Origin of the sequence: Victivallis vadensis (assembly GCF_003096415.1) — a bacterium.
Lineage (GTDB): Bacteria > Verrucomicrobiota > Lentisphaeria > Victivallales > Victivallaceae > Victivallis > Victivallis vadensis.
The window spans coordinates 26,906-42,382 of the sequence record NZ_QEKH01000001.1 but is presented as its reverse complement, the minus strand read 5'-3'; the positions used below and the strand labels follow the sequence as shown (position 1 = coordinate 42,382).

The window sequence follows — 15,477 nt, the reverse complement described above, 5'->3', positions numbered from 1 at the left end:
GAAAGGTTCCTCCATGGCGCAATATTCCATCAGCCGTCGCGACGCCTGCCGTTTTCTGATTGATTATCATCATCTTTCGGATGAAACGGAGCTGAAAATGCCCGCCGACACGGTGGAGTATGTACGCAAGGTGGGGTGCATCCAGTTTGATCCCCTGGATGTGGTCGGGCGCAACCCGGAACTGGTGTTGCAGGCGCGTTGCCGGAACTACCGGAAGGGGGATATCGGCGAGCTGCTTTACCGGGAACGCCGGTTGTTCGATGTATGGGATAAGAATATGGCAATCTGTGCCGTCGAGGATTGGCCCTGCTTTTCACGGTTCCGGAACAGTCACGCGCAGTGGCTGGAGGAACACGCCGATGCGGTGCGGATCGTGAGCGATTACCTGAAAACACACGAGTACGCCTGTTCTTCCGACATTGAGCTTGAAGGGCGGATGCCCTGCTGGCATCGGCAGCAGCAGATGTCCCGAGGGGTTCTTGAGTGCATGTGTCACGCCGGGCTGGCGGTGGTTCACCACAAGCGGGGAGCACGCCGTTACTACAGTCTGGCGGAACACACGATCCCGCGGCATCTGCTGGAACGGCAGGTTGACCATTCGGATGACGCCGGATATTTTCTGTGGCAGGTGCGCCGCCGGACCGGCGGAGTCGGCCTGCTGTGGAACCGCCCCGGCGACGCATGGCTCGGGATACGGGGTATGAAAAGCGTCCACCGCAATGAAGCATTCCGGAAGCTGGCCGAGTCCGGCGAACTCCTCGAGGTCGCGGTGGAGGGGCTGAAGCACCCGCTGTATTTGCCCGGACCGGCGCTGCCGGTGCTGGAAAATGTTTTGCGGAACGCTCCGGCGGAGGCAGCCGAATGCCGCATGATCGCGCCGTTGGATAATCTGCTGTGGGATCGCAAACTGATCGCCGAACTGTTCGGCTTCTCCTATAAATGGGAGGTCTACACGCCCGCCGCTGAACGGAAGTACGGGTACTACGTGCTTCCCGTGCTGCTGGGCGACCGTTTCATCGGGCGGATCGAACTGCGTTCCGCCGACGCAGTGCTGCAGGTGGAACATTTCTGGCCGGAGCCGGATGCCGGTCGGGTTTCCGGCTGGAAACCGGCCCTGAGGCGGGGGCTGAAACGCTTTGCCGCCTATCTCCGGTGTCGCGCGGTATCAGGGCTCAAGTGAGAGCCGCAGCATCTCCCCGGCGTCCTGCAATCGGCAGACGGTGAGCACCCCATCCTCATAGAAGCCGAAGGAGGCAGGATTTCCTCCTTTGGGCAGTGAAATGGAGCCGGGATTGAAAGCGATCCGACCGTTTTCGAGCCGTTCCAACTGGGGCAGATGGGTGTGGCCGTAGGTGAACACGGCGCCGGCGGGAATCGGGGGAAGCTGCCCGGGATTCCAGAGATGCCCGTGGGTCAGGAAGAAACGGTGTCCGTCAACCAGCAGCGTGGAGTAATCCGACATCAGCGGAAATTCAAGCAGCATCTGATCGACTTCGCTGTCGCAGTTGCCGCGGACGGCCACGATCTGTTCCTTTCGGCGGTTGAGCTGTTCGACCACCTGCGGCGGCGCATAGTCCGGGCGCAGGGGATTGCGCGGGCCGTGGTACAGGGCGTCGCCGAGCAGCACGAGCAGGTCGGGGGCGTGGGATTCGATATGACGTTCCAGCAGTTCAAAGCTCTCGGGGGAGCCGTGTACATCCGAGAAAAAAAGCAATTTCATGATTGATCCTGTCATTGGGTTGATCCATGCCTGTAATATAGGCGGCGGAGTGGAAAAGTGCAAGATTCAGAAGCGGATCCGGGCGATGAAGATCGAATTGTCGCTGCCGCGGCTCATGCACCGCTCCCAGTTGGCGGGCCCGAGTGGACCGTCGCACTGCATCCATTCGGAGACGACGATCCACGATTCGCCTTCATCGATCCGGCAGCATCCGAAGTTGCCGAGCCGGGCGCCGCGCTCAGGCACCGCTATACACTCCGTGGAACGGATCACGCGCAGCGTATCCGGGTTGACTTCCGCCAGGAACAGCGGTGCGCGGTGGCGGAATACATGGCCGTTGTTTCCGGCGCGGCGGGTGTAGACCAGAAACAGGCGGCCGCCGCCGGAAATCCAGTGCTGCTGGGTGTTGTAGTTGCCCAGCTCTTCGCCGTCATCGAACCGCCATTCGACCGGGCGGGAATAGTGCAGCCCGTCGTCGCCGGCCGCGACGTAACCGGTTTTATCATTGCGCATGGTCAGGTAGAAGCGCCCATTGTGGCGAATGATCGACGGTTCGCACAAACCGCGGGGCTCCGGCACGGACAGCGGCTCCCCGCATTCGAGGAAACGCAGTTCGTTGCCGTCGAAGCCGCAACGCATCACAGCGGCGCGATAACAGCTCTGCCACGGAGTCGCGGCTTCGGCTCTGGTCATGAAATAGATCGGAATCAGCAGCCCGCCGTCCGGCTGTTCGTAAATCTGGGAACAGGCGGCCGCCGCGTTGAAAAAAGTCTCCTCCGGGTCGTGCGGCATCATCAAAGGGCGGTAGCCGCTCCATGTCCCGTCATCCGGGGACATCACGCTCCAGACGGTGTGCCGGGGACGCGGATCGGGGATGAATTCGTCGTTGCAGTAGATCATGCTCGAACCGGTCAGCAGGAATTTTCCGGTGGCGGCATGGTAAAACGGCGTGGCGTCCGCCATCGCGATCTCCCATTCCGGGTGGCCGGGGAAAGGGCGGCGCGCCAGTTCCGGCACTTCCCGGATCGGCGACCAGTTCCGGCCGCCGTCGGAGCTGGCAAGCTCCCTCATGCCGTAAAAGATGTCGCTGCCGGTAAGCCGAAGCGGCTGGGTGGTGATGACCGCCCGCCCGTCCGGGGCGGCGGCGCCGCGGGCATGGGTGTAACAGAACTCCCCCTGAAATCCGGTGGCGATGCGCTGCAGTTCGATTTTCATGGTTTGCCGGATTCCTTCCGTTGAGTGTGGCAGGTCAGATTTTCCCGGCGGAATTGGCTCCGCTGCGGGTCAGCCAGCGCGAATTGCCGATGGTGAACACCGCGTAAGGCACCACCCAGAAAAGGGTCAGCGCGTGAAAGATTCCGTAGAAATAGCAATACAGAATATGGCGCAGCGAATTGCGCTGCAGATTCACCAGCGCCGGAAGCGTCGACCACAGCATTGCGGTCGCTGCAATGCTCAGCACCAGTGTCCCGTTGGTGGTGAAGATGTTGTAAAGGGTGAACCAGATCATCACCACCGGCAGCACCGTCATCAGCGTATACAACAGCAATGTCGCGAGCATGAACCACCGGCGCGGATCGGTGAAGCGGAAATTGCGGAAGATAAAGGAGTACATCTCCAGATTCTCCCGGATGTTGCTCCTTTCCCAGCGCAGCAGCATCTTGGAGATGCCGCGGTAGCATTCCGGCACGTTGGTATAGATGTAGGCGGAACGCTGCATGATCACGCCGTATCCCTGCCGCAGGATCAGGTTGGTCAGTGCGCGGTCCTCGCCGATTCCGGCAGGTTGGCCGAAGAAGGTCTGGTTCAGCCACTCGTTGAGCAGCGGCATCAGGGCGGTGCGGCGGTAGGCGCTGAGCGCGCCCGGCGTGCAGAACACGCTTTTGAACACCGTCTGCCCCGCCCGGATGAAGTCGAAGGCGAAGGTGAAACCGGCATCGATCATCGGCGGGAAGATCCCGCCCTCGAGGTTGGCGACCCGGACGTTGCCGGAGACCGCGCCGACCGAGTGATCGCGCCGGAACGGGGAAACCATCCGGGCCAGCGCATCCGGTTTCAGCAGCGAGTCGCTGTCCACCGTTACGAAAACTTCGCCGGAACCGCTGCGGAACCCCTGGTAGAGCGCGTAGCGCTTGCCGCGGTTTTCCGGGTAAGTGATCACCCGGATGCGGCCGCCGGACTCTTCCGCCGCCTGCTGCATCCAGCGGAGGGTGTCGTCGATGCTGCCGTCGTTGACGGCGATGATTTCGAGCTTGTCGGCGGGATATTCGCTGCGGCAGACGCTTTCGAGTGCGAGCTTGATGGTTTCGCCCTCGTTGTAGGCGGGAATGATGACGGTACAGACCGGGAGTTCTTCCGGCGGCACCGTCGGAATTTCCCGGTAGAAAAAATACCGGCAGACCGCGATCAGCAGGAAATATCCCAATGGGCAGCAGAGAAAGAAAAACGTGAAGGCCAGCGAAAACCGGTCAAATGGAGAATCCTCCTGAACCCAGCAGTCATAATACTGGGAAAACATCACTCCCGAAAGAATAAAAATAATGGCCAGGACCACGATCCGGCCCCAGCGTTTCAACCTGTACATGATACCATTCCCGATTCCGCTCGTTCAAAAACCATTTAATATAATGACGATTCTAATGGATTTCAAATGATTTTCGCGGAATCGGAATGGAATTTCCGGATTATGGAAGCCGGTTGCCCGCCGAACGGTAGATTTCGTACCATTCTTCGCGAGTAAGCTCCACATCGGCGCCCCGGGCATTTTCGCGGACCCGCTGCGGTTTGGTCGAGCCGATGATCGTCTGAATTTTCGCGGGATGGCGCGCGACCCATGCGACCGCCGCCGCACCGGGGCTGAGCCGGTAACGTTCGCCGATCCGGCCGAGGGTGCGGGTCAGTTCCGTGTAGCGTTCCGAAGTCAGGAATACGCCCTCAAAGAAGCCGAACAGAAACGGCGACCAGGTCTGGATGGTGATTTCATTGAGCCGGCAATATTCGAGCACGCCGCCGTCGTACATGGTGCCGAGGGGACTTTTGATGTTCACATTCAACCCGGAGTCGACCAGGGGAGTGTGGGCGGGACCGAACTGGAGCTGATCGGCGATCAGCTTGAACGGCACATACTTCTGGAGCAACGCCATCTGCGACGGATTCTGGTTGCTGACGCCGAAATGACGCACCTTGCCGGACTGATGCAGATGCGTGAAGGCTTCGGCGACCTCCTCCGGCTCCATCAGCGTATCGGGACGGTGAAGCAGCAGCACGTCGAGATGATCGGTCTGAAGCCGGGTCAGGCTCTGATCCACCGAGTGCAGGATGTGCGGCAGCGAGAAGTCGAAAAAGCCGGGGCGGATGCCGCATTTGGACTGAATGAGAATACGGTCGCGCACGCCGGGGTGAGTGTGCAGATATTCGCCGAACCGCTCCTCGCAGCGTCCGCCGCCGTAGATGTCCGCATGGTCGAAAAAATCGATGCCGGCTTCGAGGCAGGCGTCGATCAGCTGCGCAAGTTCGGATGCTCCGAGTTCCGCGATGCGCATGCAGCCGAGTGCGACGGCGGAGGCTTCGAGTCCGCTGTTGCCGAGATTGATGCTTTTCATGAAATGGTTCCTTTCGCAATGGTATGATGTTCAATCTATCACGGAAAGGAGTTCCGGTCAAGCGCGGTCAGGGGTGAAGTTCCTGGATTTTTCCTCCGGCGAGCAGTTCGGAGTGGGAAATCGTGCGGGCCGTTCCGGCGGAGCCGGGCGCAAGCTCCAGCATCCTGCCGTTGCCGAGCCTGATTTGCATCGGATGCTGCGGCGCGGCGAGCACATACTCCGGCCTGCCGGGGCAGAAGGGATAAAAGCCCATCTGTGCAAACACATACCAGCCGGACATCTCGCCGTTGTCCTCATCCCCCGGCAGGGTGTCGGGCGTATAAAGTCCTTCCGTGACGCGGCGGATCGCGGCGGCGGCTTTGCCGCGCGCCCCGGCCAGCGTGTAGAGCCACAGCACATGGTGAACCGGCTGGTTGGAGTGGGCGTACTGGCCGAACCCGGCCAACGCCATTTCGGCCATTTCATGAATCTCTTTGCCGTAAGCGCCGGTCTGGAAGTCAGGCGGGGCCTCCAGCATCCGGTCGAGCCGGGCGACGGTTGCGGCAGGGCCGCCGAAAAGTCCGATCAGCCCTTCGGGATCGTGCGGAACCGCGAAACCGCACTGCCAGCTTGAACCCTCAATGTAGGTGCGGTTCCAATCGGTCGGGGAGAGGGCGGAAAAAGTGCCGTCGGCACGGCGTCCCTGCAGGATTCCGGCGGCCGGATTCCATAAATTCCGGTAGTTCCGGCTGCGGCGGAGAAGGTCGTCGCAATGGACGGCGTCTCCGAGTATTCCGGCGATCTGCGCCAGACAGAAGTCATTGGCGGCGTAGTCCATCGTGCGCGATGCGGCGTGTTCGCACTGATCGTCCGGCACGAAACCGTACCGGATGTACTCCGCGAGGTTGCGCCGCCCGAAAAGCCCGTGCGGTTCGACCGGTTCATACGCATTTTTCAACAGATAACGCCACGCTTCGGCGAGGTCGAAGCCGCCGATCCCCTTGACCGCCGCGTCGGCATAGACCGCGTCGATATGGGTGCCGGTCATGCAGCTGCGGTAACCGGGACTGCTCCAGCGCGGAAACCAGCCGCCTTCGCGGGCGGCGTTAAGCCAGCCGGAGAGGATTTCTCCGTATCGCGCCGGGTCGAGCAGCGACAGCAGCGGGTAGACGGTGCGGTGGGTGTCCCAGAAACCGTTGTCGGCGTAAAGCACTCCGGGCCGTGCGGTTCCGCTGTACGGACTGTAGTGGATCGGGTTGCCGGAACCATCGAATTCGTGAAATTCACGCGGAAACAGCATTGTCCGGTGCAAACAGGTGTAAAGAATGCGGCGGGTGCGTTCGTCGGCGTCAACCTGAATCGCGGCAAGTTTTTCTTCCCAGCTCGCGGCGGTTCGGGCGGCGGTCTCCTCCAGCGTGGCGGCGAGTTCGCGCAGGTTCCGTTCCGCCTGCTCCGGAGAGAGAAAGGAAGTGCCGATCCGCAGCTCCGCGACGGTGGTTTCGGGCGGCAGTTCCAACACGCCGCAGTGGAATTTCGCCACGGCGGCCGAACAGTGTGCGACGAAGTGAAACCGGAAATTCTCCGGCACGCCGCCATTGTGATTGGAGGTATGGCCGTGAAAGGTGTGCGAACCGTCCTGTTTCAGTTCCGAACGGCCGCACTTCAGGTCGAAGATGATCCGTTTCGGAACTTCGGCCGGAAAAGTGAAGCGCAGCCACGCGCAGCGAGCGGTCGCGGCAAGATCGACGTCGACGCGGTAACGGTTGAGATGCAACGAGAAACCGGCGGGGGTGAACCGGAGCCGTCGCGGATCGTATACGCCGATGCGCGCTTCGGGATCGAGCAGTTCCGGCCCGGTCTGCGGCAGGATCAGGAAGGTGCCGTAATCCCCGATCCACGGACTCGGCTGGTGGGTCGCCCGGATGCCGTGAAAACAGCGGCTGCGCGGCGTGAAGAACCGCACGTCGTCCCGGTTTTCGATGCTCCAATGGGTCATTGCATAAGGCGGTCCCGCCAGCGGCAGGGTATTGCCGGTCGAGTAGTGAAACTCGGAGTCGCTCCCCTGCAGCGGATTGACGTAGTCGAGCAAAGCGGTCATGGCTGTTCCGGTATCATTTTAAGTCCGCAGAACTGGACCGCCCATGATTTGGACGTATCGGAGACGCGTACTCCGATACGGACATAACGCGTGGATTTTTTCAGCTGGTTGCGCGGTGTGATGAAAAATTCGGTGTAATCACTCCCCGTATGGCCGGGCCGCATTGCTGGGGCAACAGGGGTGAAATGCCGGTTGTCGGCGGATTCTTCAATCAGAACCATCTCCGGTATGCCGGGACGGTTCCACAGGAAAGCGCGCACTTCCACCCCGGAGGCTTTCTGAGCCTTTAAATCGATGGTACCGAAATAGTAGTCCCCCGGCTTATCGGCAACTGCGGCTTCATTCACTTTGGCCCTGATTTTTTCTCCGTTGAAATAGTGGGAGGCGCGCAGGTCGAGAATGATGGCCGGGGAAGTGGAGCCAGGCAGAAAGCGGGAAAATACCTGTTCCCGCAATTTGGAGCCGAGCATGGAACGGGGCGCGGCGATGGCGAAAGGCTTCTCCCGGCCCTGATGTACGGCTTCGAGGCGGCTGTTGCTCTTGCACACTTCGGCAAGCATCTCTTTGTAGGGACGGTCCTGTTGGCTGACCAGGCCGAAATTGTGGTTTTCCCCGTCGGGCAGGCTGCGCATGGTTACCGGCTGGTCGTAGAACAGAAAGTAACCGAAACCGATGCAGAGCGGATGGGCAGCGAGCCGTTCCGTGTAATGGCGGTAAGCGATGCCGCGCTCCCGTTCGGTGCCGACGTTGTTGGTTTCCCAGCGAGGCGGCATGCCGCGGCCGTCGGCTGTGAATGAAAACTCTGTCACGACAAACGGGACATCCAGCTTTTCGTAACCGGCGATCTGCCCCATGATCCACGGGGATTCAAGATCGTATTCGTTGAGCATGAATGCATCGACATACGGGGCTCCCGCATAAATCCATTCCATCGACTGTCCGCGACAATGGGAGGCGGCGAACCACATGTGGCCGGGATCGAGTTTCCGGTAAATGCCGGAAAGAATTTCGTGGTAACGCCTTGAGGCGGCGGTAATGACGGCGGCGGCATCTTCGCGCGGCAGCGTCACGGCGGTGCGGTTGGCCAGCATTTCCTTCCTGCCGCCGGTCAGTCCGAACAGCCGGGCCGCTTGTTCTTCACCGTACTTGCCGATCAGATAATCGACAAGCTTCTGTTTGGCCGCCAGGTCCGCCGGAGCGGCGGTGAGCTCCTGTATATTGTTGAAATCCCAGCCGTTTTCATTCTCGGTGGCATAAGCGACCAGCATCGGATCATGTTTGCGACGTGCCACCTGAACGGCAATCTCCCGCTCCGCCCGCTCTGCGAAGCCGGGATCATACGGATCGATACAGCGTCCGAAACGCCGGACGCTTCGGAAATTCAGATCCTCGAAATACGGCAGCCCGATTTCGGTTCCCCAACCCCATTTGGCGGAACTGTTGAATCCCCAGGCGATCAGGCGCCGCCGAGCCGTTTCCAGCGCCTTTTTTCGGAAATCGGGGCCGTACTTGCGTTGCAGATTGGCGGCCAGATAGTTGAATTTGCTGCGGTTGCCGTTGTAAGCGCCGGGGTACTCACCCGGATCGGGAAGCGTGCCGGCCAGTTCCGGACGCGTTTTGCCGCCCGGACCGTAAACCGGGGTGGAATAACCGTTCTCATTATAATCGACCGCATCGCAGCCGATCAGGAAAAATCGATGCCCCTCCGGTGTGATCAGCCACCAGCGGCCGTCGATTTTCTTTTTGCAGAAACGGCCGGTCGCTTCAAAACTGCCGGCGTCAAGCCGTCCGCCGAACCGGTCGAATTTTGCCGGATCAAAGGCGGAAACGGTCAGTTCCGACGCTTCCCGTGCTGCATCGGCGCGCAGTTCCATATCCGTTTTTACTTTGCCGGGCCATTCCTCTGCGGTGATCTGGCCGTAGCGGTCTACCTGAATTCCTGCGGTTGCCAGGACGGCAGACAGGCAGGAAACTGCCGATAGAAGTTGTTTTCTCATGTTGAACCCTCAGAATCTTTGAATTGCATCGCTTTTATAAGCGACAGTGAATTTATTTACCGGTGCAGTGGAAAGTTCGTTCCAGCCCATTGTCTGCACATGGCCGTCAAAAAAGCCGGGATTGGCCCGGTTGGAATGACGCAGGATTGCTGCAATGGCCTGTGAACTGCCGCTGAGCGTCTGGGACGGCGAAAAATTGTAGGAACCGGCGCCGTGATTGGAAAAAGCGGTACTGGTCGCTCCCGCGTCGATAAAGAAAACGGTTCTGGCGGGATATCTGATCTGGGACGGCCGGAAATAGGAACGGCTTTTGTCGTTGTTATCGAAGCTGACCGCATTGCCGAGGATGCTGTTGTCGTTGGTATAATTGTCATCCATCCCGGCGGAATACATCGCATAGATTCCCCAGTATTGGCCGATGTTGTTCGCTGTTACCGGATCGTTCGGGCAGATCGCGGTTTTACGCGGCATGTACTGCGGAAAAAACGGCTTTTCCCTATTTCCCCAGCCCCGGTATGCTTCGGTATAGATTGCCGGTGTGCTGCCGAAATCATCCGCATAAATGTTCATTGCGGTCAGCAGTTGTCTGGTATTGCTGACGCAGGTTGCGGAGCGGGCTTTTTCACGCGCCTGATTCAGGGCCGGAAGCAGCATTGAGGCGAGAATTGCGATAATTGATATTACAACGAGCAATTCAATTAAAGTGAATTTATTTCTCATATTTTCCTCCTTATCTCCGGTTTTCACCATTTCCCGATGAGATCCGCTTTCAAGATGTAAGTGAACTTATTGTTGACTGTTTTCAGTTCACCGGCGGTTAAAGTTGCGGCATGTCCGTCGAAAAAGCCGGAGGCGGCCTTGTTGTTGTGAATGGTCGCCACGCCCTGCCGTGCATTGTTGTCGATATATTTGGAGGGGGAAAAGGAGTACGAGCCGATTCCGGCAGTGTAAATTCCGGCAGTCACCGTGGTCCTGGAGTCGCTGAGAAATACGGTCGTGCTTGCCGATTTCATCTGGCCCGGCCTGTAAGTACACCGGCTGATGTCGTTTTCCACATAACCGTAAGAGCCGCTTCCGAGAACAGAAGAAGCTCCGCCGTTTTCAGACAGATTGTCATCCCGGCTCCACGCGTACATTCCGTAGATTCCGTGACTGTTGTCAAGCTGTGCTCCCGCAGCGAGATCGCCCGGACATTTGGCCGTCTTGCGGTCCATGTACTCCGGAAACAATCCCTGAGGAGAGATTGCGCCCCACCCGCCGATTCCGATACGCCAGATCGGAACCGTCCAGCCTTTGGAATCATCCGCATACAACGTCATGGCGGTCAGGGTCTGCTTGAGGTTGCTGAGGCAATGGGCGGAACGGGCCGCTTCCCGTGCCTGATTCAGGGCCGGGAGCAGCATTGAGGCGAGAATCGCTATGATTGCTATTACGACGAGCAACTCAATAAGGGTGAATTTTTTCTGCATCTGATTCTCCTATTTTGTGAGTGAAGCTGTGGTATCGCGATTGATGAAACGGCTGGGGACCAGCGTTCGGGGCGGAATGGGTGTATTGCGATTGATGCGCTCCGCCAGCAGCCGGACGGCGGCTTCCCCCATTGCTTCGCCGTCCTGCCGGACCGTCGAAAGGCGCGGGGTGATCAAAGTGCAAAGCTCGTCGTCGTTGAAACCTACCAGCGAGACATCGCGCGGCACTTCGCGGCGGGTGTCGCGGATCGCGGCGATCGCTCCCGGCGCCAGCTCGTCCCACAGCAGCAGCACGGCGGTCGGAGGGCAGGGGAGGTGCAGCAGCCGGTTCATGGCCGGATAGCTGAACAGCTCCAGCCCCACGTCGGAGGGGCGCATGTGCGACAGCGCCGGCCCCAGCTCGGAGATCAGCGCCGGATCGAATTCCAGTTTCGCGTCGGCCAGCGCCTGCCGGTAGCCTTCAAAACGGTTGCGGACGGAATCCACCTCCCGCGCCGCCTCCAGCGTGGTCAGCAGGAAGCCGATCCGGCGGTGGCCGAGTCCGATCAGGTGCCGCACCGCCTCATAGGAGGCCCGGAAGTTGTCGGAGGCCACCAGCGGTATTGCGTCGGTGGCGAAACTGTTGTCCAGGCAGACCAGCGGCAGTTCGGCGGCGATCCGCAGCGCCAGTTCCCGGTTGCGCTGGAAATAGGGAATCAGGATAATGCCGGCTGCCCCGCCGGAACGGGCACGGCGCAGGTATTCGGCTTCGCGCTCCGCATCGTTGCGGGTATTGCACGTGACAAGGGAAAAACCGTGCCTGTGCGCGGCGCTTTCCACTCCGACCAGCGCCCGGTGGGCCAGGGATTCCTGAAGGTTCGATGCAATGTAGACGAGTTGCCGCAGCCCGGAAGCCGGCCGCGGCGCGGCCGGAGCGTTTACGAACGTCCCCCGACCCTGTTCGGAGCGGAGCGTCCCTTCAAGTTTCATGATGTTGAGCGCCTTGAGCAGGGTCTGGCGGGTTACGCCGAAGCGTTCGGCCAGCGCCTGTTCGGTCGGCAGCTTTTCGCCGCCGGAGAAAACCCCTTCGGCGATGTCGCGCATCAAAGCGCGGTAGATTTCCTTGTAACGGACCTGTGTAGACATCTGAAAGTTGCACTCCTGTATTTACCGTCAATTATAGTGAATTTTCTCGCAAAAGGCAATAGAAAGACGGTTTTTTTATCGGAAAATTGCAAGTTCAGGCCAAACTTGTATGTACAAGGCGTCCGTTTTCACGCGACGGTCCCCGGCTTATCGGAACAATAAACCGGGGACCTGAATATGGAGCAGCATTGTTACGGCAGATATACTTCGAGTTCGTCACGCAGGAAAGCGCGCAGCTTTTCCACATCGACCGACCGGACGGCTCCGTTGCCCGCGGCGCTCATGGCCGCGGCGGCTCCCGCCGCCTGTCCGGTCAGGAAACAGCCGGGAATCACCCGGATCGAGGATTGCGCTTCCCGGTCGCAACTGATGCAGCGTCCCCCGACCAGCAGGTTTTCCACCTCCTGCGCGACCAGCGCACGGTAGGGAACCCCATAGTTTTCACCCCATTTGTACATGGTTGCGGCCAGTTCTTTTTCCACCTCCTTCTGCCGGGCGACGTCGCCCGAGGAGTGGATGTCGATCGGATAGTTGAAGCGGCCGATCTCGTCCGGGAAAGAGGCGCGGCGGCGATAGTCCTCCCCGCTCAACTGGTAGTCGCCCCGGACCCGGCGGCTTTCGCGCACGCCCATCAGCGCCGCGGTCTGGGAGAGTTCTGAGTTTTCAAAGCCGGGTACGTGTTCCCGGTAGAAGTTATGGTAGACCAGCGCGAGTTTCCGGCCCTCGATGTAGGCACGGGTCAGCTGTTCGTCGTCGAGCGTATCCGTGCCGTAAAGATGGCCGACGTTGGCGCGCCCGCTCTTTTCACTGTACTCCCAGAAGCCGGGAAAATGGAATTCCGCCACCGGAGAAACGCCCTTTTCCGCCATTTCCATCCAGATGGCGCGGTCGGAACGCCCCCGGGCTTTCGCTTCCCGGTAACGCGCCATATCGACATTGGTGTACTGCGCGCAGAGGGTGGGGCTCATCGTATTGCCGTCGCCGTCGCCCTTGTCGAAAGGGACTCCGGCAAATGCCGCAACGGAACCGTCCCCGGTGCAGTCGACGAAAACCCGGCCGGTGACTTTCTGCAGGCCGGAGGAAGTCGCGACCAGCAAGGCCTCAATCCGGTTGCCGCGGCGGATCGCATCCGCGATGCGGATCATGTAAAACACCTTGACCCCGGCCTCCAGAAGCCGCCGGTCGCAGACCCGCTTCAAAGCTTCGGTATCGACCGGCTGCCAGAGGGGATGCACTTCATGAATGCCCATTTCGGCGCACGCATCCCGGACGATGGAGTGGCAGATATTGCCGACGACGACCCGTTTGCCGTCCCCCTGGTGAAGAATGATCGGAATCAGGGAGTTGGTGCTCATGCCGCCCGCGGAACCGGTCTGCTCCAGAAGGACGGTTTTCCTCCCCTGCATGGCGGAAGCGATTGCCGCTCCGATTCCGGCCGGCCCCGCTCCGGCGATTACGACGTCGGCATCACAGAATACGGGTACGTCAAGCGATTCAAACATGATTTCGTTCCTTATAATTCGATAGATCAGGCCAAGGCGATTGCGCGCATGGCCCGGGTGATGCGGGTCAGCTCTTCCGGGGAGGCCACAAAGGGAGGCATCGTGTAGAGCCACGGTCCGAAGGGGCGCAGCCAGACGCCGGTTTCGCGCACGATCCGCTGGACGGTTTCGGGGGAGGGGGTGGAAGCAAGTTCCGCCACTCCGACGGCTCCGAGCGTGCGGACATCCTTTACATTGGGAAGGTTGCGCAGTTCCTCAAGCTCCGAGCGGAGCTGCCGCTCGATCGCCTTGACGTTGCCGCGCCAGTCGTATTCGCTGAAGAGTTCGAGCGACGCGCAACCTGCGGCGCAGGCGAGCGGGTTGGCCATGAAGGTCGGCCCGTGCATGAACTTGCCGGGGGGAACCGCCGAAATCGTCTCCGCGACCTTGTCGCTCGCCAGCAGCGCGGCCAATCCGATCGCGCCGCCGGTCAGCCCTTTGCCGACGCACATCAGGTCCGGGGAGACTTTCGCGTATTCGGCGGCGAAAAATTCCCCCAGCCGCCCGAAGCCGGTCGCGACCTCGTCGAAAATCAGCAGGATGTCGCGCTCGGAACAGGCACGGCGCAGTTCGGCCAGGTACCGCGGGTGATAGAAGCGCATCGCGCTGGCACCCTGAAAGACCGGTTCGAGGATCACCGCCGCGATTTCGTTTTCATACCGGTCGAGCATGGCTTCCATCGGGGCGAAATCGTCCGGATTCCAGTCGGCGCCGAACGGCGTGGCGGGCTGCGGAGCAAAGTGGTGTTTCGACAGAATGCCGGAAAACATGTGGTGCATCCCGTCCGGGTCGGAAAGCGCCATCGCTCCGGCGGTGTCGCCGTGATAGCCGCCCCGGACCGTGCCGAGCAGCCGCCGCGAACCGCGCCCCGCCGCCAGCTGGTACTGGAGCGCCATCTTGGCCGCGCATTCGACGGCCACCGAACCGGAATCGGCGTAAAACACCCGCGTCAGTCCGGCCGGAGCCGATTCCACGAGCAGCTGCGCCAGCCGGATCGCCGGTTCATGGGTGAAACCGGCGAACATCACCTGCGACAGTTTCGCGGCCTGTTCCCGGATCGCCGCGACGATCTTCGGGTGGTTATGTCCGTGGCACATGCACCACCAGCTCGAAACCCCGTCCAGAAGCTCGCTGCCGTCGGCCAGTCTGATTTTCGTGCCGGAGGCGGAAACCGCGAAGTTCACCGGCGGCGGCTCGGTCATCGAGGCGTAGGGGTGCCACAGGTGTTTGCGGTCGAATTCCAGAAGCTGTGTCGTATCCATAGGTCAGCGTTCTCCGAAGATCGGGCCGAAATCGGTGTCCGGATAAGGCTCCGCGACCTTGCCCAGCTCCACGAGGATTTCCGGCTGTTGATATTTGTTCAGATATTTCAGGATCATCCGCCGGGAGTCGGCGGAGATTTCCGGGTCGGCCCCGGCGCTCCAGTTATAGACGACGCCCGCGAGCTTCATGCCCCGCCGAACCGCCATTTCGATCGACATGATGGTGTGGTTCAAACTGCCGAGACGGCCGGAGGTGACCAGAATCAGCGGATACCGCCGCTCCGCCGCGAAATCCACCGTCAGGAGATCTTCGGTCAGCGGCACCGCGAGGCCGCCCGCGCCTTCGAGCAGCACGACATCGTAATTCGCCGAAACCTTCTCCACCGCGGCGCGGATTGCGTCGAGGTCGACGGTGCGGTGTTCCCGCGCCGCCGCGAAATGGGGGGAGGCGGGAAAGCTGAAGATCGCCGGAGCGGTCAAACCGGCTTCGTCTTCCGGGAAACGCCCGACGCCCATCATCGCGCGATGCCTGTCGAGGTCCTCGGAAAAACCGACATTGCCGGTCTGGATCAGTTTCACAGTGATCACGCGCCTGCCGCGCCGGTGCAGATAACGGGCCATCATGCCGACCGCGACGGTTTTGCCGATGTCGGTGTCGATGCCGCTGACGAAGTAAACATTCAT

At 60.5% G+C, this 15,477-nt stretch carries 13 protein-coding genes; 1 reads left to right on the top strand and 12 read right to left on the bottom strand.

What is annotated here, in order from left to right; translation table 11 throughout:
• The first annotated feature begins 13 nt into the window (after positions 1-13).
• Complete coding sequence (locus C8D82_RS00205; protein WP_116882247.1) at positions 14-1,180, top strand: DNA glycosylase AlkZ-like family protein; 1,167 nt, start codon at positions 14-16, stop codon at positions 1,178-1,180.
• Here C8D82_RS00205 and yfcE read toward each other — a convergent pair.
• The 12 genes from yfcE to bioD all read right to left on the bottom strand — a co-directional run bounded on the left by yfcE (position 1,166) and on the right by bioD (position 15,477).
• Positions 1,166-1,720 (bottom strand): phosphodiesterase, encoded by a 555-nt coding sequence (gene yfcE, locus C8D82_RS00200; RefSeq protein WP_116882246.1) that lies wholly within the window; start codon positions 1,718-1,720, stop codon positions 1,166-1,168. The two genes, C8D82_RS00205 and yfcE, sit on opposite strands and share 15 nt — an antisense overlap.
• A gap of 66 nt (positions 1,721-1,786) precedes the next feature.
• Complete coding sequence (locus C8D82_RS00195; protein ID WP_116882245.1) at positions 1,787-2,935, bottom strand: sialidase family protein; 1,149 nt, start codon at positions 2,933-2,935, stop codon at positions 1,787-1,789.
• 34 nt (positions 2,936-2,969) lie between these two features.
• Positions 2,970-4,304: a glycosyltransferase family 2 protein gene (locus C8D82_RS00190; RefSeq protein WP_116882244.1), complete on the bottom strand. Its 1,335-nt coding sequence runs from the start codon at positions 4,302-4,304 to the stop codon at positions 2,970-2,972.
• Positions 4,305-4,404: 100 nt separating this feature from the next.
• Complete coding sequence (locus C8D82_RS00185; RefSeq protein WP_116882243.1) at positions 4,405-5,322, bottom strand: aldo/keto reductase; 918 nt, start codon at positions 5,320-5,322, stop codon at positions 4,405-4,407.
• Positions 5,323-5,389: 67 nt separating this feature from the next.
• Positions 5,390-7,399, bottom strand: coding sequence for a GH92 family glycosyl hydrolase (locus C8D82_RS00180; RefSeq protein ID WP_116882242.1), 2,010 nt, complete (start codon positions 7,397-7,399; stop codon positions 5,390-5,392).
• Complete coding sequence (locus C8D82_RS00175; RefSeq protein ID WP_116882241.1) at positions 7,396-9,273, bottom strand: hypothetical protein; 1,878 nt, start codon at positions 9,271-9,273, stop codon at positions 7,396-7,398. Before C8D82_RS00175 ends, C8D82_RS00180 begins: the two co-directional genes overlap by 4 nt.
• 132 nt (positions 9,274-9,405) lie before the next feature.
• Positions 9,406-10,116, bottom strand: a complete 711-nt coding sequence (locus tag C8D82_RS00170) for a prepilin-type N-terminal cleavage/methylation domain-containing protein (protein WP_165832726.1) — start codon at positions 10,114-10,116, stop codon at positions 9,406-9,408.
• Positions 10,117-10,139: 23 nt separating this feature from the next.
• Entirely contained in the window at positions 10,140-10,865 is a 726-nt protein-coding gene (locus C8D82_RS00165; RefSeq protein ID WP_116882239.1) for a type II secretion system protein, read from the bottom strand.
• 9 nt (positions 10,866-10,874) lie between these two features.
• Positions 10,875-11,990: a GntR family transcriptional regulator gene (locus C8D82_RS00160; protein ID WP_116882238.1), complete on the bottom strand. Its 1,116-nt coding sequence runs from the start codon at positions 11,988-11,990 to the stop codon at positions 10,875-10,877.
• Positions 11,991-12,181: 191 nt separating this feature from the next.
• On the bottom strand, positions 12,182-13,492 hold the full coding sequence (locus tag C8D82_RS00155; protein WP_116882237.1) for an FAD-dependent oxidoreductase: 1,311 nt from the start codon (positions 13,490-13,492) through the stop codon (positions 12,182-12,184).
• A 26-nt stretch (positions 13,493-13,518) separates the two neighbouring features.
• Positions 13,519-14,793 (bottom strand): adenosylmethionine--8-amino-7-oxononanoate transaminase, encoded by a 1,275-nt coding sequence (locus tag C8D82_RS00150; protein ID WP_116882236.1) that lies wholly within the window; start codon positions 14,791-14,793, stop codon positions 13,519-13,521.
• A 3-nt stretch (positions 14,794-14,796) separates the two neighbouring features.
• The gene (gene bioD / locus C8D82_RS00145; protein WP_116882235.1) at positions 14,797-15,477 is read right to left on the bottom strand and encodes a dethiobiotin synthase; all 681 of its coding nucleotides are present in this window, start codon (positions 15,475-15,477) and stop codon (positions 14,797-14,799) included.

Bases quoted from the DNA above. Each gene is read 5' to 3' on its own strand.
- C8D82_RS00205 (WP_116882247.1), top strand. From the start codon at position 14: ATGGCGCAATATTCCATCAGCCGTCGCGACGCCTGCCGTTTTCTGATT.
- yfcE (WP_116882246.1), bottom strand. From the start codon at position 1,720: ATGAAATTGCTTTTTTTCTCGGATGTACACGGCTCCCCCGAGAGCTTT.
- C8D82_RS00195 (WP_116882245.1), bottom strand. From the start codon at position 2,935: ATGAAAATCGAACTGCAGCGCATCGCCACCGGATTTCAGGGGGAGTTC.
- C8D82_RS00190 (WP_116882244.1), bottom strand. From the start codon at position 4,304: ATGTACAGGTTGAAACGCTGGGGCCGGATCGTGGTCCTGGCCATTATT.
- C8D82_RS00185 (WP_116882243.1), bottom strand. From the start codon at position 5,322: ATGAAAAGCATCAATCTCGGCAACAGCGGACTCGAAGCCTCCGCCGTC.
- C8D82_RS00180 (WP_116882242.1), bottom strand. From the start codon at position 7,399: ATGACCGCTTTGCTCGACTACGTCAATCCGCTGCAGGGGAGCGACTCC.
- C8D82_RS00175 (WP_116882241.1), bottom strand. From the start codon at position 9,273: ATGGAACTGCGCGCCGATGCAGCACGGGAAGCGTCGGAACTGACCGTT.
- C8D82_RS00170 (WP_165832726.1), bottom strand. From the start codon at position 10,116: ATGAGAAATAAATTCACTTTAATTGAATTGCTCGTTGTAATATCAATT.
- C8D82_RS00165 (WP_116882239.1), bottom strand. From the start codon at position 10,865: ATGCAGAAAAAATTCACCCTTATTGAGTTGCTCGTCGTAATAGCAATC.
- C8D82_RS00160 (WP_116882238.1), bottom strand. From the start codon at position 11,990: ATGTCTACACAGGTCCGTTACAAGGAAATCTACCGCGCTTTGATGCGC.
- C8D82_RS00155 (WP_116882237.1), bottom strand. From the start codon at position 13,492: ATGTTTGAATCGCTTGACGTACCCGTATTCTGTGATGCCGACGTCGTA.
- C8D82_RS00150 (WP_116882236.1), bottom strand. From the start codon at position 14,793: ATGGATACGACACAGCTTCTGGAATTCGACCGCAAACACCTGTGGCAC.
- bioD (WP_116882235.1), bottom strand. From the start codon at position 15,477: ATGAATGTTTACTTCGTCAGCGGCATCGACACCGACATCGGCAAAACC.